The following is a 19,623-nucleotide window of genomic DNA, read 5'->3' as shown; positions in this document are numbered from 1 at the left end:
CCACTCAGCACACGAGGAAACCGGTGACGCCAAGGCTCCAGGGGAGCAGGCCCTTCTGAAGGGCGATGCAGGCATACCCGAGAGCATCGGCCATATGGCTGTGATCGGATTTTGGATCGGGCACTGACGCTCCAGCCCGGTATTCGAGATTCGACAGGCTGCGGATCACCCGCTTGCAGCATGGTTCCACCTTCAGGCGGCGATGGCCGTTGGCATCTCGGATCATCAAGCGTGTGGCGCTCACCTTGTCGCGGATGCTCCAGGGGGCACGGGGAGCTTTGATGCGGAAGCTGTATTTCTGCAGGATTGCATGGTCTGAAAGCCCCATGGCGCTGGAGGTTTGCAGCCTTCGGCCTGTTGGGTCTGGGCAGCAGAGAATTTCCTGATAGGGGAAGTCCGCCCGCACGGCTTGCGCCATCTCGTGAGTGTCACTGTTGATGAGGACGTATTCCTTCAGGACAGCGAGCCGGTCGCCCTGCACCTGGAGCACACACGCGCAGAACGGTGTCCGGTTGAAATCGATCCCAAGCACCAACCGTTCGTTCTGCCGATAGTCCATAGGAGTGATGTTTTGCCGGTTGAAGTCGGGGTAAACCGCTCCAAGCAGTGACTCGATGGAGGCTTCGAACTCCTGCCTCCACAGGATCGGGTCCATGGTGGCTTTGGCTTCCTGAACGAATGTGTCATCGATCCAGCCGCCATCGGTGCTCTTGAAGCTCCAGCGCTGCCATCCGGGTGTGTTCTTTGCTCGGTCCCAAAGCTCGCTGGCGAAGTTGCCGCCACCGGCTGGAGTGGAACAGAACACCACTCGGCCACGGGTTGTACCGAGCATCGGAAGCAATGAGGCTTCCCACATCGACTGAAGTTCGGTCACATATGCGAACTCATCGATCAGCAGTAGGTTTGCCGCCTGACCACGCAAACCATCCGCATAATCGCAACCGGCAAGGATCAGTTTTGATCCGTTGCGGAAGTGCAGAGCCAACTGTGATTCATAGGTTCGCTCCAGCCAACTCGCCGGAACCATTGTTTTTAAGTCGGCCCAAGCGATGTTTTTGGCCTGAACTCTTGAAGGTGCGAGGTAAAACACCTTCGCTCCAGGGTTTTTCAGGCATTCTTCGATGCCTTCGGTGAGCATCAGCCGGGTTTTGCCAAAACGCCGACCGCTGAACACCACTTTGATCTGAGCATCAGAGCGATGGATCTCAGAGGCGGCTGGCTTGAGTACTATTTGAGCTATCGCCATAACCCATTTTGCCAAAACTTGTATGCAAATTGCCCTCATTCCCCCATTCGGGGGATGCGGCTGCGTTCAAAAAGAACCAAATTAATTGAAAAAATATAATGACAATGCTACCGGAACTATTCAAGAAAGCCTGGGAGGCAATAGATCAAATACCTGACACCGAATCAGAGGCTGAAGAAAAAGCCAAAGCTTTTGCCAACCTGATAGAAAACCCTGACGATCCAGAAACCCATGCGAGATGGTTAGAAGCTTATGACAAAACCATTGAAGGGAAGGCGGTACAAATGAAAATGATGTGGCATTTGTTGAGAGAAAATAACACTTCTATTTCTCCTGAGGTTTTTTGGGAAACATGGAAGAAGACAGCCAATTCAATAGAAGCAAGACGAGTAAATGAAGGCGATCATGAAGGACAAATGGCTTTGAAGTTGGCGCAGACTATTGAGCAGTTGGCTTTCATACGGGCAAAGCGTGAAGTGATCCATTAATCAACAGCAGGAATGACGCCGCATTTGCATCGCGGATGAACGGGGTACGGCACTGGGAAGTCCTCCATTCGTCGTTCCACACGGCCATCGAGTGGAGCGCAAACCGGGCAGGTGCCGGTCTGGGACAGCTCTGGACGTGTCACCCAGCGCCATGCTTCCGGGGTGCTCCAGGTGATCTGTTCTGTGCGGGCGGCGAAGCTCCAAACAGCACCTTCGATAAGGCTGTTCACGCTGTTGCGGATCTTCTCTGCACTGCCGCCGATCAGGTCACGCATCCACCGTGACGGGGATTGGCGATCGAGCCAGGAAGACAGTGGGGCGGGGTCTTTTTGGCTGCCGTATTCAACGGATCTGAGCAGTTCCTCGGGGGATTGCATCCGTTGCGGGCGACCGGGGAATGCTCGGAGTGCCAGAGAACTCATTTCGGTCTAGGCCGTGAACATCGCCGCGCCGATGTCTGCTCGAAGCGCGTCGTTCAGGTCGCCGAGATATTCATCGTCAACGGTGGCAGGGTCATAAGTCGCCAGTGCTCGTTCCAGGATTGGTGTGATGGCGCGGTTGAGCTGTTGCTCGATCCGTCCCAAGAGATCGTCTTTGCTGTTGAGATATTCGTCTTCGGTCATTGGTTTGGTGCTGATTGGTGGGTGGAGTGAGCAGCCCCCTGCTCACCCCTGGCGGGGATCCCCGGTCACTGACCTAGGTGCTGCACCCACCGCTCACGCTCCCTTTCTCAAGTCCCTCACGAGGTCCAGCCACGTTTCCAAGATCCGCATCTTCCGTGCCAGGGGTGTTTTGCCCGTTGATGGCGGCCGGTTGTTGCTCCAGATCAAGCGCTTCTGCATTGAGCTGTCTGATGTAGCGGCGGGCCTGTGGGGAGCGAATCATCAGCCCTGCCTCCGGCGGGCGGCGGCATGGCGGGGGTATTGCGCTGCGGCCAATCGCGCACCGTGTTGGTGACTTTCGATGGCAGCTTTTTTGGTGCGAGCTTGATCGGCGCGAGTAACGGCTTCGCTCCACTGATTCGCATGGGGTTCGGCTGCTTTGCGGAGGGTTGCGGCGGTCATTGGGTCGAGCTGCTCCAGGCGGAGCTGACTCGTCAAGTTCGGAGAATCTGCGGAGTATGGATTGCCCGCATCGCGAATCTCGCTGACTGTTTGTTTGCGAGCAGCTTCGGCAGATTCTTCCGGCGACAAACGAGGTGCCAGGGTTCCTTCGATTGCATCTGCCCGGACACTTGCGGGAGCAGTGCCATCAAGCAGTGAGCAAAGCACTGGATCCAGGGATCGGATTTTGACGCTTTCGGTGACGTTATTGCTGCACCAAGTCATCCAATCGCGAGGAAGTGGCTGTTCGATTAAGTCAGCCCAGCGCCTGAGGACTGAGAGATTTGAATCGAGACCGTGCAAAATCGTTATTAGTTACCGACTTTCCGAGCCTAGCTGATATTTTGCGGGCTGTATTTACCAATTAATTGTAGTATAAATGAGAGTAATCACCAGATTCTGAATCCTGTGTTGTCGTGGAGTCCTGCTTCGCGGCGGATTTGCTTTTTCTGGGCTCTTTCTTCCTGGAAGATCTCACGCTCTCGTTCCAGGCGGTCTGCGGGTAGGTAACCCCATTTCACCAGCTTTTTGATGTAGAGGAGATCATGCTGGCGGGTCCATTTGCGGCCTCTGGATTGCATGACCATGCGCTTTGCGGCTAAGTCTACAGCTCGTGTGATCGGCTTTCTGCCGTGGCCTTGCTCTGCTCGATCCAGGGTCTGCCAGGCGGGCTCCAGGGGGTTCATGCGTCTTCTGAGATGTGTTGGGTGGGCGAGGCGTGTTTGCAGCCCAATTTGATAATCAGTGCATCGCTGCCTGGATGGAGATTGGGCATTCTCGATCCACATTCAGGGTGAGCGCAGCCTCTGACGTAGTGGACCGGGATGGGTGCGGCCATTTGATTGCGCCGTTCCAGCTCAGCGATTTGATGGTGGAGGAGCTTTAGGCGGGTTCTGCGACTGTCGAGTATTGAGGTTGTGAGCATGGGCAACCGTTTCCTCTGAGAATACCCAGAAAAATAAAATCAGAAGTTAGGGTTGTTATGCTACAAAAAACACTCTTAGGAAAGTGACAAGAATAGGCGACAATCATGCGGATACGGCGTGCACTTATGGAATCGGACTGTGCCCCTTATATGTCACTATCTTCTAGGATATGGATGCGTCAGAGATTGAAAGATTTCTGATGCTTTGTTAATCAAATCTCTTTCACATATGGAAGCGCCAACTTCCTATGCGATTCTGTTTCTCTCATTCGTTTTGATGATTACTATCGACAAAGCTCCCAAGATTGGGAGGCATTTCCTGTCATCTGCCAAGGATGTTATGGATCACTATCGCAGAACTCCACGGAAGGTAATCACTACCGTGGAGACAATGTATCTTCCACCATCAGATGATGCTGGATCACGTTTCACTGCAACAATATGTGATTCAAAACAGTTTGATTTTGTGCATATGGATTATGCACTTACAACATCAGAGAATCACCTTGCTGCAGCCATGGGAGTGATTTCCAGCCAACTGTATGGAAACTATTCTCTCATTTCCTTTGAATCAGTCAGAGATAGCGCTGCCTATCTGTTCACATTCCAGGCAGAGGAATGGTGATGACAATTATCAGAATTGCAGAACCGCAAGGTCACTTCCGAGTGACCTTTGATTCCGTCTCGGCATTATCTGCCGAGTGCGAATCGGTTCAATCTTGCGGCTGGCTGGATTGGCAAGGTAATCCCGTGGATGATTACGTGGATTCCTGTTGGGATTTCCAGGATCTGAGAAATCACCTGATTGGCTGTCATCCAGAGGGAGACGGTGGAAAGGTTCCTGATTTTGTGAGCTTTGATCCAGGCTGCGACTGGTGGTGGATTCTTTCTGGAATGGCATCAGAGATTCAGTCTCTGATCCTGATGATCTGTTGGGAGTGACTGCCTATGTGCACCGTCCCAGTTGGATCACGGATTCCAGTTGGCTGCGTGTCTTGCGGTTTCTCGGCTGGAGGCAGCGCTAATGGCTGGCGGGACTCACAACAGTTCCGAGAGGGAGGCAGCCGTGGAGGCTGCCCTTTCTCTGATGGATCTGTCCGCACCACGGGCAGTGGTGATCTCGGCACTGCAGCGGAATCACGGTTACTGTCGCGCTCAGGCTTACAGGCTTGCCGCGGAAGCTGGAGAGATCAGCGGGCAACAGGGCATCAGTAGCAGACCTTCCGGTTCTGATCTCGCTGCCATGGCGCAGATCATCACCGCTCAGGCTTTGGCCAGTGCACATCTCGATTCCGACTGGAAGGCTGTAGCGCGACTCGGAAAGGAACTCAGAGAGAGTCTGAAAGCGACTGGCGGAATCACTTCCGTTCCACCACCAGATCCTGATCAGTTGGCGGAACAGGTTCAGGCTGTCCGGCTGAAAGGTCAGAGAGAGGGGAGGCATTCTGAATGAGATTTGTCTCATTCTGAAAGCCTGTCAGTCACTGATTCTCACTACTAATTTGTCTCATTGCCATTCTTCGTGGAATGGCAATTCTTGCTCTTTCTGTATTACAGAGAGGGCTGTATTTAACTTTGAATTATTAGCGTGTCGAGCGTATCCGTGTTGCTTATTAGGCACCACATCATTCCATGGACGCTGATGGGCTGGCATAAAAGGCAGTCGCTGTAGTGGGTTTGGCGGATTCATTGACGTCATTACGGGCAAAATCTAATAACGGCGAAATATACGCAGAGCGGTACGCACAAAGCCGCGGACGGGCATCACCGCACCTGAGAAATCGAGCAAAGCGAAGGTGCGGTGATGTATGGCCGCGGCTTTCAATCAGAATCCACTTCGCCTTCGATTATCTCGGCATCGTGCACTTCATTGGGTATGGGTCCGTGGATGGCAGCTTCTGCTAATTGCTCCATTCTTTGTTCCAAAGCTTGGAGCATTTGCTGTTCTTCAAAGACTCGGGCGATATTTTGTTCTGCTTCAAAAGCCAATCGAGCGGCCTGCAATCGAATGTGCGGATTCTTGTCGTCTAAGAGTGCATCAACACGTTCCAGGGCCTTTCCATACAATGCTTTTAATCTGACGCCATGCAGCTCTGTATCAACCTCCATCATTTCGGAGACTGCCACCCTAAAGGAAGGAAGTTTCCGCCACTTCTTTAAGGCATCAACTGAGATACCAACAGTGTCAGCAACACAAAGTGGACTTAATCCAGCACATAAGAGTTCAACAGACTTCTTTTGTTTGCTTGTGAGCGGTTTATCCTTCCTCGCCTGTTGTGCTAGTTGATTAGACCTGTCATATCGGATTTTAGAGCCTGATTCTTCGGTCACAAGAAGCATTTTAGAGTCATTTAGTGCATATACTGTAGTCACTTTCGCTCAGATAATGTCATTTTGTGCGTCATGGGCGTGGAGAAGCATTAGTTCCAGGGGAAAGATCAATACTGAAAAGTCGCTACCTGCCCCCCATTCACGGCTCAGAGCAACCACCAACCAAGCAGAAGACCGATGATGAGACCTTTGACCCAAGCCAGAGCAGCCATCTGGTAATTCGATAATCCCAGCTTTTTCTGAATCCAATTGAACGCCTGCTCATCAGCGAAAAAGACAGCTCGTATGGGGCGAATGATCCAATCCATTACTTAAGGCCATTTATGACTTAGAGGATGCTGCTCAGACATCGCTAGAGCAAGCCCTTAAGGCAGCGAGCAATCCGCTCCAGGTCATCTACCCTCCGTCCACTCAGCCTGAGCGAACTGCTCTCAAACGGAATACGCGGCCGTCGTCACGCTTCATCAGAGAAGCGATAAATTGCTAAGCGGATTCATTCAGAGGAAAATGCCTTCATGAAACTTCTATTCACAGGATTCAGTCTTGCAGCGGCGCTGGTTAGCACAGGCGTTGCTCACAGTCATTGCCAACTGCCGTGCGGTATTTACGATGACCATGCACGCGTTCACTCGATGCTTGAAGACGCTGATACCATTCAAAAGACTGTAATTCTTATTAAAGAGAACTCAGGAAAGAATGATGCTCAATCCAATAATCAACTAGTAAGATCAATTGCCAACAAGGAATCTCACGCTCAGTCAATCATAGAAACAATTAGCGACTACTTTTTGACTCAGCGTGTCAAGCCCAGTCAAAGTGATTACACGGAGCGGCTCAAAAAGCATCATGCCGTGATCGTCGCCTCGATGAAAGCAAAACAAAATTCAGATCTCCAGCATGTTGACGATTTAAAATTGGCGATCGTTGAGCTTGAGCAATACTACCCAAGGCAATCAGATTAGCCCGGTTAGCAAGGGCGGCTACTTTTTTGTCGCCCTTTGAAGTGTTGCCATCCTAAGAAAACAATGTTTGCGGTTATTAATCTAATTCTTTGAGTTTCTTTTTTGGTGAGAATGCTAATTATTATCCAAAATTTTAGTTCTTGGCAGATTTTACTGTACAAGAGTTGATTTCCAGGTATTTGGGGATCGAGCCTGCCTCGAAGTCAAGCAGAAGAAAATTAGGATATCTTTTCTTGTTCATGTTTTATGCATTTATAAGCATCATTTACAGTGAATGCTTGATGTGGGTCAAATAAGCCACTTATTCTTTTATGGTAGGGTATTTCTTGATGAGAAGGCATTGTGATACGCACCACAATCACCACCATCACTTCAGTTGCTGCACTGTTCGCAGTGAGCGAGCCGTTTGATCCACCTGTCGCTCAAGCCGACACAGTGAAGGGTGCGCTCTGCATCCTCTCCAGACATGACGACTCAATCCCGAAAGAGGAGTTCACCTGCGACTTCACGCAGACGATGGGAGCGGCCTACATCGACAGCAATCGCTGGGCATTCACCTTTCCTCACGCTGAACAAGGCAAGACATATCAGCGCCAGAACACTGAGGATTTCAGCCGCTGGACCCGTGAAGGCCAGTACACGCTGACCCTCTTTCAGAGCGGCAAGAAGCCATACGAGCCAGGCGGCTGGTGATTAAGTTCCAGCGCTTCGCGAACTGCAAGCGAAGCGAGAGAAGAGCGAAGCGGGAGGTGCGCCAACACCGTTAACCCCGCTGGGGACTCATTACGTCCCAAGGAACAATAACGCTCCAGCACGATCCAGCTCAAGGTCATCGACATCATCGACTCCATCGACACGCATCGACTCCAGCATGTCGGACTTGAGACACGTTCCAGCACAAGGGATTAGAGAGAATAAAAAGAGATATCGACATCATCGATTCTTTTTTCTCTATTCCCCCCTCACCTACGCCCACAGCACTTCCCCTCTCCCTTTCCTCCAAACCATGTCGATAGTGTCGATGCTGGAACTTTTTCTCCGAAAAGCACTGCCCTGGAGCGCATCTCAAGTCCGACACACCCCATGTCGATGACGACATCATGAGTGTCGATAGTCGATGGAAATCCGCAAGCGTCGGGAATCCAGGGATTTGAGGACCCACAAGACACAGCCTGAGCGGGTCTAAAAGTCAGAAGGAAGAATATGAGTCACCACATCGGCGATATGGAACAGGTTGTGCATGGAGCGGTGGCGAGGAACCGCTGCGACATGCACTGCCTGTTAGAGGTGGGCTCCTTCAAGATCGCCTAATAGCTGTGGTTGAACATCACCCGATTGGGTGGAGATGCAAGTTGAAAACCCCCTGAACGGGTGATGTGGATACTAATTACTGCAGTGATAATGAATACATCGTAGGGATGCAACTACACTCTTGCAACATGATGATTACTTCAAAATCAATCATTGGCTCGGCAATGCTTTTGGTTTCTACCGGATTAATTTTCACGCCAACAGCATTATCAGATCCGGACGATTTAATTGAACTGCGAAATACATGGAATCAATATTTAGCGGAGGTTTCACGGAGAAGCCGAAGCACTCAATGCAGTGGTCTATCTGTCATGCGAGGCACCGCTGAAGCTTTCATGTCTCGACATAGTGATTCGTCTTATGCATCGAAATTCAATGCATTACTTGCAAGGTATAACTGCCCAGATCTAGCAAAGCTTGAGTATCTGCCAAGTGCTGGCACTCCTGACAAAACAACATTTAAACCCATTTCTCAATATGGATCATGCTTGACGATGTCTGAAATACTAAGTGCAAACAAAGAGATAACCAAAAGATGTGAAAACACTTTTATCCATATAAAAGTTCATTGACAAGTATTCGGGAAGCCTGATGCCATTGCGAGGTGGCTGAAAGCAATACAAAACCCTTGAAGGGAAAAGCAGGGGGCGTTGAGTGGACGCTATTGATCTCCCGGCAAAACACTATTCAAAAACAACCTTTTAAAGATGGCTAAGTTCGTTCCGCCTTCTATTTCACAACCTCAGAGCATAAGGCCTACGAAAGGTCCCACTGAGATTGTCGCTTCAGCGCCACCAGTAAGTAAAGCTGCACTGGCAGGCCATGTTTTTGGTACTATTCTTATATTTATGGGGCTTCTGAATCTAACTGAAGGCAAAGATCCCGATCTTGGTGTTATGGCTGAGGCCGCTCAGGGTATTAAGCAAACAACTGGAATGGCGTACGTTGCTGCTGGAGTTAATACATGCATGATTGCCACTCTGTGTCAGCACACCAAGCGAAAGGAATAAGTGCAAACACCAACTCACGCCAATCACGCCCCGCCCAGAGCGGGATTTTTGCTGTCCTTGCCCCTTAGCGGCACCGGCTTCCGCATCAGCTGATCGGGTGAGATTGCTGAAGTTGGCGAAGCAATCGCTCAAGGCGATGCCAAGCGCAAAGCCCACCAAGAAATTGAATACTTTATCAACGCCATATACAAAAAGGACGTCGACTTGTTCGGAGCGCCTTGTGTTCCTTGCCAAGACTGTCTACAACAAATATCTCAGAGTTTTCTAATTCGCTTGGATACTTGAAAACATCGCCATCCATATACAGCACTGTCGATTCAGGGTGTTTCTGTTTAAGTCTTACAGGGGATTTATTTTTAGAATTAAACCATATGACCTTGTTTCCCCTGTAAGGAAACTCAATTCTTATCTTGTCAATACTTTTATCTCTTTTGCCGCGATTAATTACTGTGATTTCTAAACGCTGGGTCCACTTCATACCTGCCACTTGAGAGACAGCTGCAGTGACATGCAACATGTATCTATCTTGCCAAGACAATACAAGACCAAAAATTGCTGAGAAAACTGATGTAAAAGGTTCCACTTATTACAGAAGCTCAGGCAGTGTTTCTTCCAGGATCGGTCTCACGACTTCTACCTTGGGCGCACCCGCACGCTAACGGCTAAACCCGCGCCAGCACCCTTTCAGCCGCGGCCATCAGCTCAGATTCCCGTGCATTGGTGCCGTAATGCTGCACGTAGGTCATGCGGTTATTGCCCATGAACTGGCAGATCTCTCGATCATTGAGGCCAATCCGATCAGCCGCATATGCATAGCGATGGCGGAAGGAATAGCTGGCCAGCACCTCACCCTTCTCAGTAGCCGCGGCCTTCAGCTCTCTCCAAAAAGGATTGCTGCGTAGATAGTCGTTCGTCATGTTGCCGACCTGATTAGGACGGGTTCCAAGCGATGGGAGCCGTGTCGATCCAGACGACAACTCCAGCAGGAGCTGTTGACTCAACCCCGGCATGTCCTCTGGATCGATACCCATGACTATGCGTGGATCGGACTGCTTGCGTGAATTGCGCTTTCCTTCTGTCACTCGAAGGAACCGACCATCCACCTCCAGGAACTTCAACTCCCACGGCCTAAGCCCGAAGCAGGCCAGAAGACCGATGGCGAGTCGCCAACTCCTACCAGGCTCTGTATCCCGGAACGATTCCATCAGCGGCTTTAGCGCTGACTCTGGAATGGCATCTTTCTTGTTCTTCTGTCGTTTCCCGGCAACGGCTGCCCGTGGAGCGATGCCCACATATTTTTTGGTGTTGGCCGGTGGGTGCCAGCGCTCTTCAAAACCGAGTTCATCCCTGCAGAACTCCAGAAATGCTTTGACGACTTGCACCTTGCGCCGTCTGTAGACCGATCCCTGGGGCAATGGAATCCAATTCCCCTCAGCATCCTTTTGAGCGCTGTTGATGGCGTACTGGAGGAACTGGGATGCGTTCTCGGGCGATCGTTCATCCATCGCCAATCGCAACGCTCTCCAGGTCATTCCGTATGTGCGGTGAAACCCGTGCTCGTCGGAGACAACACCGCCGACCTTGGTTGCTTTGAACTCTTCGAAAGCAGCATCCCAATCCAGACCGCCATCAATGGTTGTGGCCTGCTTACCGATCACCTTGACCGCATCCTTCAGCGTCCGGCCATTGGCCATCGCTTTCTGAACCACGTTCAGAGCACTAATCACTTCAGCAGCACACCCACGCTCCCAAGCGATCGGAAGCATGGCGGTGGCTTTCTTCCTTGTGCCCCCTGGTTCGAGCCAGGAATGCTGCACCTGCACCTTTCCGTTGCGCTGGATCAGTGACCAGCCATCAGCGAAACCCGCATCGGCTACCGAGTCACGCAGTGTCTGAACCCACCTCTCGGCCGCCATGTAATGCCTTAAACGCACCACCACCATACGCAGAAAAATACGCAGAAGATACGCACGCACTGAGCAACAACACGGCAACAACTGGGCAACAACTGGGCAACAACCCAGCAACAACAAACCTCAAAAACCAGTTGCAGCCTCCTTTTTTGAGCGCTTCAAGCGGAGAAAGAATTGAGTCCTGATCGAGCCATGTACTTCCAGCGGAGAATCAGCGCCAAGGCATCAACTCAGAAACAGCGATGAACTTAGAAGATGTCTGCAAGGAACATTCCGTGCAGGCTTCCATCGTTCATGGCCCGGCCTGCTCGTTGTTGTACTGCTCGAGCCCGCAGAGCTTCATGGCCTGGCTGTAATGGGGTTCAAAACGATCCCAGCGGAAACTGCGCGGGTCGTAGCGACTGCGGCTGCGATCAACAGCCGCATGGGTGGTCAGGCGCGTGATGGGGATTCCGAATGTCGCCTGCCAGAGCAACACCTGCTCTGCGAGCGACCTGTATTGCGCATCCGTGTAACCGGAATGGCCATGGTCATTTCCGCGGCCATCCGGTGGCGAAACCAGGCTGATATGAAGTGCGATGTTGTTGATCGACCCCACGCTGCCGGGACGGTCCCGCATGGTGATGTCACCGAAGGCCGACATGCCGCTGCCGTAGGCGCGCTTCTGATCGGGAACAATCCTGATTCGACGACCATCCCGGCCGATGAGCATGTGATAACTCACCTGCTGATCATCCTCAGGGTGATTGGTCTTGAACAGGGCAAGCGCCTGGGGCTCGCTGATCACCGTTTCATGCAACACGATCACCATCGGCTTGACCTGCAGCTCACGCCCCCATGAGTCCCTGGTCTTGCGTTCGCCGAAATTGGTTGGATGCGCCAGCTGAAAGTCTTCCTGCGCGAGTCCCAGCGTCTGTGCACAGGCCTGAACCACCTCCGGCGGTGATGCGGCAACGCGGCTGTCACCCAGACGCATGAGAGGGGGCCTGTCGGACTGCAACAACTGTTCTCCAGCGGTATCTGACCACCCGAGCACACCGGAATCTCCACTCAGAAGTGAACAGCCGGTAAGGCCAATCAGCACTGAAACCGCCAGCTGATCCAACACTGGTTTCATCACAGCAGCTGGCAGGGTCAGTCCGGGAACAACCATCCCATGCTGTCCGAAGCTCTCAACACCAGCGAGAACAACAACACTGCTTTTCCACAAAAAACAGTTAGTCCCCCAGTCAATCGAAAGACTCAGTGGTGAATTTCAACAGCATTGACAGCTTTTGCGCAGCAACCTCAGGGGAAAAGATCATTTCCCAACGCTGCATTCGAATCCTCAGTTAATTCTGAAAAGGAGATTGTTTGATTTTTCGAGGTCTCACGATCACAGCACCAATCGCATCAGGCACTGATCGGATATAACTCGCGAACGACCGGGAACGCATCACGCCTCTCCCGGGGGCGGCATGAATGGCATCCACCCTGGAGCCCTCTCTCACCAGCAAGCCTGTGTGGCTCACGTCAAGACCGTCGACACGCGTTGCGACAGCAAAAATATCGCCGGACTGAACACTGGGGAGTGCAGCTTCGAGATCCCTGAGCGGTACGTAGTGCTGCTTGATCCGTCTTCCCTGCTCCCGCGCACGAATGCAATCGAACAGATCCTGGGATTGCAGGGCGGGGTACTGAGCACGGTGGCTCGACATGAAATTCAACGGCAGATCCCGCGTTGCCTCCCCGGACCAGACCGGGGCCTGTTCCAGCAATCCCTGTGCCTGCGCCGAGCTGACCCAGTCGTGAAAATAGTGCTGACGCGTGCAGTAACCGACCTCGCCGTTTCGGTAGCGAAGCTGCCTGGTCCGTTCAGCAAAATCTTCAAACGACTCGGCGGACACCGTGGCAAGCAGCTGTTCAACGAACAGCATGCAGTCGAAACTCACGAGGTCGAGTCGCAGCTGTTCGAGACCTGGCTGATCAAGCGACATCGCCAGATAGGGACTTCCGAGAAAGAATTCAGCTAGACGTTGCATCGCCTCGTTGACAGGCAACGACTGAATCAGTGATCGAGCCTGTTCAAAGCGTTTCCGTGTGCCGGCAACAACATGGGGTTCAGCGATGGAGGCTGATGAACCGGAAGGAGCAGCGTCAGAAACAGATCGTCCCAGCGCCAGCGACAGCGAGGGACGTGGTTCCTGCTGAACAAGGACTAAACATCCCGAGATCAATCCGAAAAACAGGAGCACAGCGAGCTTCACACTGAGTTGCAGGCAGATCTCACGCTCTCATGGGAGCTGATGAACATCCATCGAAAACCGTGATCTGCTCAGACCTGCGTGGTCGCATGGCGGCGCCTGCCGAGCGGCTCGATCCAGTGCTCCACCACTTCCCGATGCTGGAGCCATTGGGGAGGAACACGGCAACCGAGGTTCACCACTCCGTCGTCCATCAGGCGGCCTAGGCGAACTGCCGCTGCCTCCTCAGCTCGGGAAAAAACGTGTTGATGAGAAGCAAGCCAGTCGACCTCATCTTCCGTGATCACGCCCGTGGAGAGGCTTTCAAGGAACAGTTCACCAAGGGTCATCTGAACTATGTAACGAAGTTGTTACATCATGACGCTCGCTCCTGGCCATCGCGAGCGCAGGCACGAATCGGGAGGGAGAGCAGGCTCGCGCCCTACATGACATTTTTTTAAGCTCTTCCCAACATCTGGTTGTTTCATGCAGGTCAATCTCTCCCAGCAGTTTGAAGCCGAGTCGTTCAAGCGGATGATTGACGCCACCACAGACGTGCATGAGTTGCAGACACTGGCTCGTGAACTCACCGACCTCTATTTCCGACAACGCGCTGCAACCGCATGGGTGGTGTCGGAGCAGTGATCAGAGCGACTGACTCACAGTTGCATCACACAGTCTCATCACCATGAGTTGACCCTCCGGAGGTGAACCGTCGCGTTCCATTCTCTCGAGCTGAAAAACCATCAGAGCATGAGCCGAGAAACGCAGCGCTGACAGAACAGCGAGGCCCATGCACAGCGGACAGTGAAGTAATCCCATCAATCAAGACTGGGATCGATTGCCGCAGCTGACACCAATGCTTGCCATTTCTTGACCTCCTGATCACATCGGCCAGCCCTGAATTCCGGAGCGATTCAGGTGTCAACGCAACGACAACGAGTCAGTGATGTCTTGCTGAATACAGCGTTATCCAAGAGCGTCATCCAAAGCGGAGAGAATCGTTGTCCGATCCATCCCCATCGCTAAAACACGCCGTATTCAGCCTCGCCCAGCACGCAACCAACAGCAATGCGTGATTGCACTGATTGCCGAACAGTCCTGCGCACCTCAACACTGGAGTCATACAAACGGAGGCACCGGATGACGGCCGACACTCCACCAGAGCAGATCTGAGAAGCCATTCGGCTGTTTCTCCTGCAACAGGGTTTCTTTCCAACAAGATGAAGTGCAACTGACCGGGTCATGAAGGCCGAGCCGATCAGCCAGGCTTCACGGGAACCCGAGCCCAGGACTCACAGCAGATTGTTCGCTTCTGCTTTCCTTTGCTTCAACCACTGTCCTCCGCAACGCAATCAACCAGGATTCACGTTCAGATTCAGACAGGAAGCCAATGAACAAACGAGCGATTTAGGCCGTTCCATTCATCGGAATGGTGCGGTCACCAAACCAGCGGATCGCTGGCAAAAACCCCCGGGATTCAGAACCAACTCTGAATTCCGGGGGTTCATTCATGCACAGCGAAACAAACAGCACGGATACAGAGCGAGACATCTCCTGACCACGGCCAGCATCAACTACACCCGGCTCAAAGAGGAGCGTTCATGGTTGTTCAGTCAAGACACCACCCTGCGATTTGCGGCAGAGAGCAGGAGCTGCGCTCTCTGATGCAGGAGTCGGGCCGCAACTGGCCAGCGTCAAACGAACGTGGACTGCGAGATCTGAACTCCGGCTTCGCCTGCGCGCTGCATATGCATCAGCCGACGGTGCCCGCAGGTCCGAATGGTGAGCTGATCTCACACCTGCAGTACATGCTGGAACATCCAGACGAGGGGGACAACCACAACGCTGAGCCATTCGCCCATTGCTACAGGCGCATGGCTGATCTGATTCCGGAGTTGATCAGAGAGGGCTGTGATCCGCGGATCATGCTCGATTATTCGGGAAATCTGCTCTGGGGTGTCACGCAGATGGAACGGCGGGACATCACCGAAGCGCTGCACTACCTGGCCTGCGACCCAGAGATGAACCGACACGTGGAATGGCTCGGCACGTTCTGGAGTCATGCCGTTGCACCCTCCACACCCATTCCTGATTTGAATCTGCAGATCAGCGCCTGGCAACACCAGTTCGCCGATCTGTTCGGAGACTCCGCTCTGAAACGTGTGCGCGGTTTCTCCCTGCCTGAAATGCACCTGCCCAATCACCCGGACACACTGTTTGCCCTGGTGGATGGCCTGCTTGAAGCCGGGTATCGATGGCTGCTGGTGCAGGAGCACAGCGTGGAACAGCTGGATGGTTCACCGCTCAGTGGCCAACAACGCTTTGTTCCGAACAGGCTGATGGCCCGTTGCTCATCAGGCGACGAGGTCAGCATCACAGCACTGATCAAAACCCAGGGATCCGACACCAAACTCGTCGGACAGATGCAGCCGTGCGAGGAGGCGCTTGGCCTCGGACATCAGCGACTGGGGAACACTGTCATTCCCTCGCTCGCGAGCCAGATCGCCGACGGAGAAAACGGCGGAGTGATGATGAATGAATTCCCTGAGGCCTTTCGCCAGGCGAATCGCCGCATTCGAGACAGCAACGTTCAGACGACGGCGCTCAACGGTTCGGAATACCTCGAGCAACTCGATGACCTTGGACTGAAGACAAGCGAGCTTCCCTGCATCCAGGCCGTGCACCAGCATCGCCTCTGGCAGAAGGCCGGCAGATCAGCTGGCGCGGAACGCATCGCCGCCAGCATCGATGCACTCAGTTCCGCAAATGACGTCTTCTCCATGGAGGGAGCCTCATGGACCAACAACCTCAGCTGGGTCGATGGATACGACAATGTGCTCCAACCGATCCAGCGCTTCAGCGCCCGCTTTCATCAGCAGTTCGATCAGCAGCTTTCAGCGCAGCCGTCCCTGTCGAAGTCATTGCCGTATCGAGATGCACTGATGCATCTTCTGCTGCTGGAAACCAGCTGCTTTAGGTACTGGGGTCAAGGTCAATGGACCCAGTGGGCAACTGACATCTACGATCAGGGCATGAAGCTACTGGACTGATTGTGTGACCTTTTGTGTGACCTCTTCGATCACCAAACAGGGTCCGTCACAGACCATCCCAGGCGCGTGAGTTCCTTCCACAGAGCAACCGCGTCGTCGTAACGCATCATTCGACGTGTCTTGAGTAGTGGCAGCTGACCATCGGGCATTTCTCTGCCGTGGTCAACGATCACCTTAATGTCTCTGACCCAACTACCGGGGTCTCTGTGAAACCTGACTGACCAGAACTGCTGTGGGTCCGAGAGCCATCCGTCCATTCATCAACGAAGTAGTACGGCTGTACTGTACCTAGATCAAGCCGGCTGACTTCATCGCCTTGAGCTTCTTAAGGAGCTTCAGGTCTTCCAGCAGGTCATCCTCTACATCGGGTAGACGAGTCAGGTTCTGCTGGATGCTCTTCAGTTCATGTGACCGCAAGTCAGGTCCATCCCATGCATCGTCTTCCGACGGCTTTCGATTGTGTGTGACTTCTACTGTTGTGCCTGAGGGACCAGGAAGAGTGTTGTCACCGATCTGGAGTTGTTGCTTTCGGTCAATCAAACCTCTAGTGATCATGGCTTCCTCCACCAGACGGGCAATCGCTTTGGAATCGGAGTAGCCGTTTCGTTCAGCAAAGTTTTCCAAGACCGCCGCAATGGGCGGCCTCAGTAGTACTTGGAACCGTTTGGAGGGTGCCATCTGTCTTTGTTTTTACTCAGTTCTGTGTAGGAACAAGTTAGTAGTGACCCTCTAGTGACTCAAGCATCTCCAGCCGTTTAGTCAGATCTTCGAGCTGAGCTTTCATTGCAGGAGACATGTCAATGTCAGGTCCAGGTGGTCCCTGTACGCCTTGTGGTTCCGTTGGTCCAGACAGTACGGATAACCAGGAAGTCCAGGCTTTATGACTGGACCTTGGAGGCCTTGAGGTACATCAGTTCCGGGTTCGCCGGATGCACCTCATCCAGAACACCTTCGAACCGGCAGCGGGTCGGAAGCTCAGCAGCATCGAAAAGGAATCGGTTCTCAGAACCAACCTGGTGAACTTTCTGCAAGCGGGAAGAAAGGTCCTTGTTCACACCAGAGTCAAGAAGAAGTCCCATGGGCTTCATCGAAGCTTCTGCAATCAGCAAGGGAAATAGTGACGGAACTGACAGACGCCAATTCCAATTTCCTAGAAAGTGGGAGTAGATGCGAAGGAACGAATGTCCAGAAGCAGTTGGTTAAAGACCCGAACACGGTGCTCAGCCGCTTCGACCTGGCAGTCCTCTCACCAGCGGTCAACACAGGCGTCGACATCACCGTTCTGGAGCACTTTGATGAAGTCGTCAACTATTCCTGCAGTCATCTCAGCGTCTCCGATGTGGTCCAGGTCAGAGGTCGTTTAAAGGACGGCACAAATCGACGATTGCTCAAGAGCGACAGAAAGCACATTCTTGAAGATGTGTTCTGTCTGTCCACAGATCATACCTGTGTAAGCCATTGTTTTCTCTCTCAATTAGTAGGGAACGTGTGATCTTTCTTCCACTTCTTCACGAACGCTTGTCGCTCTTTGTAAGCAGCAGTCAGATCTTTCTCACTGACAAACTCAATGCCGGTTACAGCTTGCAGTTTGAAAAGAAGATCCGCTGGCATTCCACCACGTGAGAAGAGAACATTCCGTAGATTGTCGATGCTCAAACCAAGGAATGCTTCTACTTCAGACTCAAGTGAAGAGGGAGTAGAGACAGTCAGACCAGATTGAGTCTGTGTTTCAGAAGTGGTGAAGTTACCAGCAATGACCTCACGCACACCATTCAGAAGGTCTTTCCGAAGAGTGTTAGGCAGGTCGATGTACAAGGGCATTGAGATCCTGACGCCATCAGCGGTCATCGGATCGTTTGCTGCAGAGTTCAGAGCAACAGTCTTTTGGAAGCTGCGAACTTTAGAAGGGTAAGCGATTGCTTGAGTCATGTTCTTTGTTGAAAGTTTGTGGTAGTTGTTAGTTTTTAAAGGAGAGCAGAAAGATCATCATCATTGATCAATCCTGATGCATAGGCCGAAGCAATGTGTCACTCCTGGGGTGTGAGCTGACCTAGATCAGACTCGACCGATATCTCATCAGCAAGGCTGGAGATGGTTCCATCTGTCTGACGAGTGATGTTTCTCATTGACACCATCCCCTGAACATTCCCCATTGGCTGGGGCTTTAACTTTCCACGAAAACGTGGAGGTCGTGCTGGCTTCTCAGGGGGTTTATCTGTAGGGGCATCCCACCGATTGACTGAAGACTTGTTTGAATCCCAAGGCATCACTCCAACCTTCTACGTCTGAGATCTTTCTTCTGAGCTTTGGCGACCATCTCATCACCCACAGGCTTTGGTTTCTCCTTAGAGACATGCTGTAGTTTCTTGCGACGTGCCCGTTTCATCGAAAGTGCAGCCGTAGCTTCTTCCTCCTGAGGAACTTCTTCCTCTTCCAGGGTCTGCAAGTTGACGAAATAGTTGGATCGCATCCAATCAGTTGTTTCAACTGTGGTTAGCTCTCCGTCCTCACTACGCATCGTTCTGTAAGAACGGATTGGTGAGTCATTCATGCGGGTTCTCCCCGAAGCCATGAAGGTCCACTGATCTTTCGATGTTGGGCAGTACTTGGGCCTTTAATGACAGGTGCTCCGACATCTTTGTCAACAGAGTCAAGGACGATATCCTCAATCTGTTCTTCCAAGCTCAGTCCTACAAACGCTGCTTTCTGTGCAAGACGTGAAAGCACATGTGGAGGAAAAGTCAACGTGACTGTTGCACGTGTGATGTCTTTGATCTGATGTTCGATGTTGTCTGTTCGTTGGTTCTAAGGTGTTTTAGTTTCAGGCATTGTTCATGTAGTGGTACATCTTGGCTAAGTCTGACATGGAGTACTTAGAGGTCATCTCATCCATTGCATCGTTCCAGTCGATCTCTCCTGCGTGGAACCTTGCGGTTGCCGTACACCAGTCGGAGTAAAGAGGGTTAGTGCCTTGAGAGTTAACAGCAGCTTCTAAGAAAGGAAGTGCTGTCTCTTGACCTAAAGGTTCAGCAGCTTGTAGTTCCTCAACTGCTACATTG

27 protein-coding genes are annotated in these 19,623 nt (G+C 52.3%); 9 read left to right on the top strand and 18 right to left on the bottom strand.

What is annotated here, in order from left to right; genetic code table 11:
• Positions 1-4 precede the first annotated feature (4 nt).
• Positions 5-1,246, bottom strand: a complete 1,242-nt coding sequence (locus tag SIB83_RS13240) for a terminase large subunit domain-containing protein (protein ID WP_413746093.1) — start codon at positions 1,244-1,246, stop codon at positions 5-7.
• Positions 1,247-1,344: 98 nt separating this feature from the next.
• Here SIB83_RS13240 and SIB83_RS13235 point away from each other — a divergent pair, with 98 nt between their 5' ends.
• Positions 1,345-1,734, top strand: a complete 390-nt coding sequence (locus SIB83_RS13235; RefSeq protein ID WP_413746092.1) for a hypothetical protein — start codon at positions 1,345-1,347, stop codon at positions 1,732-1,734.
• On the opposite strand, the gene SIB83_RS13230 is transcribed toward SIB83_RS13235, so the two are convergent.
• The 5 genes from SIB83_RS13230 to SIB83_RS13210 form a co-directional block, all read right to left on the bottom strand.
• The gene (locus tag SIB83_RS13230) at positions 1,731-2,111 is read right to left on the bottom strand and encodes a hypothetical protein (RefSeq protein WP_413746091.1); all 381 of its coding nucleotides are present in this window, start codon (positions 2,109-2,111) and stop codon (positions 1,731-1,733) included. The genes SIB83_RS13235 and SIB83_RS13230 overlap by 4 nt on opposite strands.
• Positions 2,112-2,162: 51 nt before the next feature.
• Positions 2,163-2,357, bottom strand: a complete 195-nt coding sequence (locus SIB83_RS13225; protein ID WP_413746090.1) for a hypothetical protein — start codon at positions 2,355-2,357, stop codon at positions 2,163-2,165.
• 73 nt (positions 2,358-2,430) lie between these two features.
• Entirely contained in the window at positions 2,431-2,619 is a 189-nt protein-coding gene (locus SIB83_RS13220; RefSeq protein ID WP_413746089.1) for a hypothetical protein, read from the bottom strand.
• Entirely contained in the window at positions 2,619-3,062 is a 444-nt protein-coding gene (locus SIB83_RS13215; RefSeq protein ID WP_413746088.1) for a hypothetical protein, read from the bottom strand. The genes SIB83_RS13220 and SIB83_RS13215 overlap by 1 nt, the downstream gene beginning before the upstream one ends.
• 164 nt (positions 3,063-3,226) lie before the next feature.
• Entirely contained in the window at positions 3,227-3,523 is a 297-nt protein-coding gene (locus tag SIB83_RS13210; RefSeq protein WP_413746087.1) for a hypothetical protein, read from the bottom strand.
• Positions 3,524-3,991: 468 nt separating this feature from the next.
• On the opposite strand from SIB83_RS13210, the gene SIB83_RS13205 reads away from it, so the two are divergent.
• Together SIB83_RS13205 and SIB83_RS13200 are read left to right on the top strand one after the other, a co-directional pair.
• Positions 3,992-4,387 (top strand): hypothetical protein, encoded by a 396-nt coding sequence (locus SIB83_RS13205; protein WP_413746086.1) that lies wholly within the window; start codon positions 3,992-3,994, stop codon positions 4,385-4,387.
• 399 nt (positions 4,388-4,786) lie between these two features.
• Positions 4,787-5,215, top strand: coding sequence for a hypothetical protein (locus SIB83_RS13200; protein WP_413746085.1), 429 nt, complete (start codon positions 4,787-4,789; stop codon positions 5,213-5,215).
• Positions 5,216-5,583: 368 nt separating this feature from the next.
• Here the strand turns inward: SIB83_RS13200 and SIB83_RS13195 are convergent, their stop codons facing one another.
• The gene (locus SIB83_RS13195; RefSeq protein ID WP_413746084.1) at positions 5,584-6,135 is read right to left on the bottom strand and encodes a hypothetical protein; all 552 of its coding nucleotides are present in this window, start codon (positions 6,133-6,135) and stop codon (positions 5,584-5,586) included.
• Positions 6,136-6,608: 473 nt separating this feature from the next.
• Between SIB83_RS13195 and SIB83_RS13190 the strand changes: the two genes are divergently transcribed.
• The 3 genes from SIB83_RS13190 to SIB83_RS13180 all read left to right on the top strand — a co-directional run bounded on the left by SIB83_RS13190 (position 6,609) and on the right by SIB83_RS13180 (position 8,938).
• Positions 6,609-7,055 (top strand): superoxide dismutase [Ni], encoded by a 447-nt coding sequence (locus SIB83_RS13190; protein ID WP_413746083.1) that lies wholly within the window; start codon positions 6,609-6,611, stop codon positions 7,053-7,055.
• A gap of 393 nt (positions 7,056-7,448) precedes the next feature.
• Positions 7,449-7,748, top strand: coding sequence for a hypothetical protein (locus tag SIB83_RS13185; protein ID WP_413746082.1), 300 nt, complete (start codon positions 7,449-7,451; stop codon positions 7,746-7,748).
• 746 nt (positions 7,749-8,494) lie between these two features.
• Entirely contained in the window at positions 8,495-8,938 is a 444-nt protein-coding gene (locus tag SIB83_RS13180) for a hypothetical protein (protein WP_413746081.1), read from the top strand.
• A 613-nt stretch (positions 8,939-9,551) separates the two neighbouring features.
• Here the strand turns inward: SIB83_RS13180 and SIB83_RS13175 are convergent.
• The 5 genes from SIB83_RS13175 to SIB83_RS13155 form a co-directional block, all read right to left on the bottom strand.
• Complete coding sequence (locus SIB83_RS13175; protein ID WP_413746080.1) at positions 9,552-9,959, bottom strand: hypothetical protein; 408 nt, start codon at positions 9,957-9,959, stop codon at positions 9,552-9,554.
• Between the two features lie 79 nt (positions 9,960-10,038).
• Positions 10,039-11,352, bottom strand: a complete 1,314-nt coding sequence (locus SIB83_RS13170; RefSeq protein ID WP_413746079.1) for a site-specific integrase — start codon at positions 11,350-11,352, stop codon at positions 10,039-10,041.
• A 229-nt stretch (positions 11,353-11,581) separates the two neighbouring features.
• The gene (locus SIB83_RS13165; protein WP_413746078.1) at positions 11,582-12,442 is read right to left on the bottom strand and encodes an N-acetylmuramoyl-L-alanine amidase; all 861 of its coding nucleotides are present in this window, start codon (positions 12,440-12,442) and stop codon (positions 11,582-11,584) included.
• A gap of 178 nt (positions 12,443-12,620) precedes the next feature.
• The gene (locus SIB83_RS13160; protein ID WP_413746077.1) at positions 12,621-13,535 is read right to left on the bottom strand and encodes an N-acetylmuramoyl-L-alanine amidase-like domain-containing protein; all 915 of its coding nucleotides are present in this window, start codon (positions 13,533-13,535) and stop codon (positions 12,621-12,623) included.
• A gap of 68 nt (positions 13,536-13,603) precedes the next feature.
• On the bottom strand, positions 13,604-13,861 hold the full coding sequence (locus SIB83_RS13155; RefSeq protein ID WP_413746076.1) for a hypothetical protein: 258 nt from the start codon (positions 13,859-13,861) through the stop codon (positions 13,604-13,606).
• 136 nt (positions 13,862-13,997) lie between these two features.
• On the opposite strand from SIB83_RS13155, the gene SIB83_RS13150 reads away from it, so the two are divergent.
• Positions 13,998-14,156 carry a hypothetical protein gene (locus SIB83_RS13150; RefSeq protein WP_413401825.1) on the top strand — a complete coding sequence of 53 codons (159 nt, stop codon included), beginning with the start codon at positions 13,998-14,000 and terminating at the stop codon, positions 14,154-14,156.
• On the opposite strand, the gene SIB83_RS13145 is transcribed toward SIB83_RS13150, so the two are convergent.
• Entirely contained in the window at positions 14,157-14,306 is a 150-nt protein-coding gene (locus SIB83_RS13145; protein WP_413401823.1) for a hypothetical protein, read from the bottom strand.
• Between the two features lie 809 nt (positions 14,307-15,115).
• On the opposite strand from SIB83_RS13145, the gene SIB83_RS13140 reads away from it, so the two are divergent.
• Positions 15,116-16,564, top strand: coding sequence for a glycosyl hydrolase family 57 (locus tag SIB83_RS13140; RefSeq protein ID WP_413746075.1), 1,449 nt, complete (start codon positions 15,116-15,118; stop codon positions 16,562-16,564).
• 29 nt (positions 16,565-16,593) lie between these two features.
• On the opposite strand, the gene SIB83_RS13135 is transcribed toward SIB83_RS13140, so the two are convergent.
• From SIB83_RS13135 to SIB83_RS13125, 3 genes are all read right to left on the bottom strand, one after another.
• Positions 16,594-16,821, bottom strand: coding sequence for a DUF1651 domain-containing protein (locus tag SIB83_RS13135; RefSeq protein WP_413746074.1), 228 nt, complete (start codon positions 16,819-16,821; stop codon positions 16,594-16,596).
• A 31-nt stretch (positions 16,822-16,852) separates the two neighbouring features.
• Positions 16,853-17,188 carry a hypothetical protein gene (locus SIB83_RS13130; protein ID WP_413746073.1) on the bottom strand — a complete coding sequence of 112 codons (336 nt, stop codon included), beginning with the start codon at positions 17,186-17,188 and terminating at the stop codon, positions 16,853-16,855.
• A 254-nt stretch (positions 17,189-17,442) separates the two neighbouring features.
• Positions 17,443-17,643 (bottom strand): hypothetical protein, encoded by a 201-nt coding sequence (locus SIB83_RS13125; protein WP_413746072.1) that lies wholly within the window; start codon positions 17,641-17,643, stop codon positions 17,443-17,445.
• 38 nt (positions 17,644-17,681) lie between these two features.
• Between SIB83_RS13125 and SIB83_RS13120 the strand changes: the two genes are divergently transcribed.
• Entirely contained in the window at positions 17,682-18,056 is a 375-nt protein-coding gene (locus SIB83_RS13120; protein ID WP_413746071.1) for a hypothetical protein, read from the top strand.
• On the opposite strand, the gene SIB83_RS13115 is transcribed toward SIB83_RS13120, so the two are convergent.
• Positions 18,035-18,493, bottom strand: a complete 459-nt coding sequence (locus SIB83_RS13115) for a hypothetical protein (protein WP_413746070.1) — start codon at positions 18,491-18,493, stop codon at positions 18,035-18,037. The genes SIB83_RS13120 and SIB83_RS13115 overlap by 22 nt on opposite strands.
• A 337-nt stretch (positions 18,494-18,830) precedes the next feature.
• The gene (locus tag SIB83_RS13110; RefSeq protein ID WP_413746069.1) at positions 18,831-19,115 is read right to left on the bottom strand and encodes a hypothetical protein; all 285 of its coding nucleotides are present in this window, start codon (positions 19,113-19,115) and stop codon (positions 18,831-18,833) included.
• Positions 19,116-19,623: the final 508 nt, after the last annotated feature.

Origin of the sequence: Synechococcus sp. MIT S9507 (assembly GCF_047304715.1) — a bacterium.
In the GTDB taxonomy this organism is placed as follows: domain Bacteria; phylum Cyanobacteriota; class Cyanobacteriia; order PCC-6307; family Cyanobiaceae; genus Synechococcus_C.
Note: the sequence above shows the minus strand (reverse complement) of the source record. Positions and strands in the feature narration are given on the sequence as shown.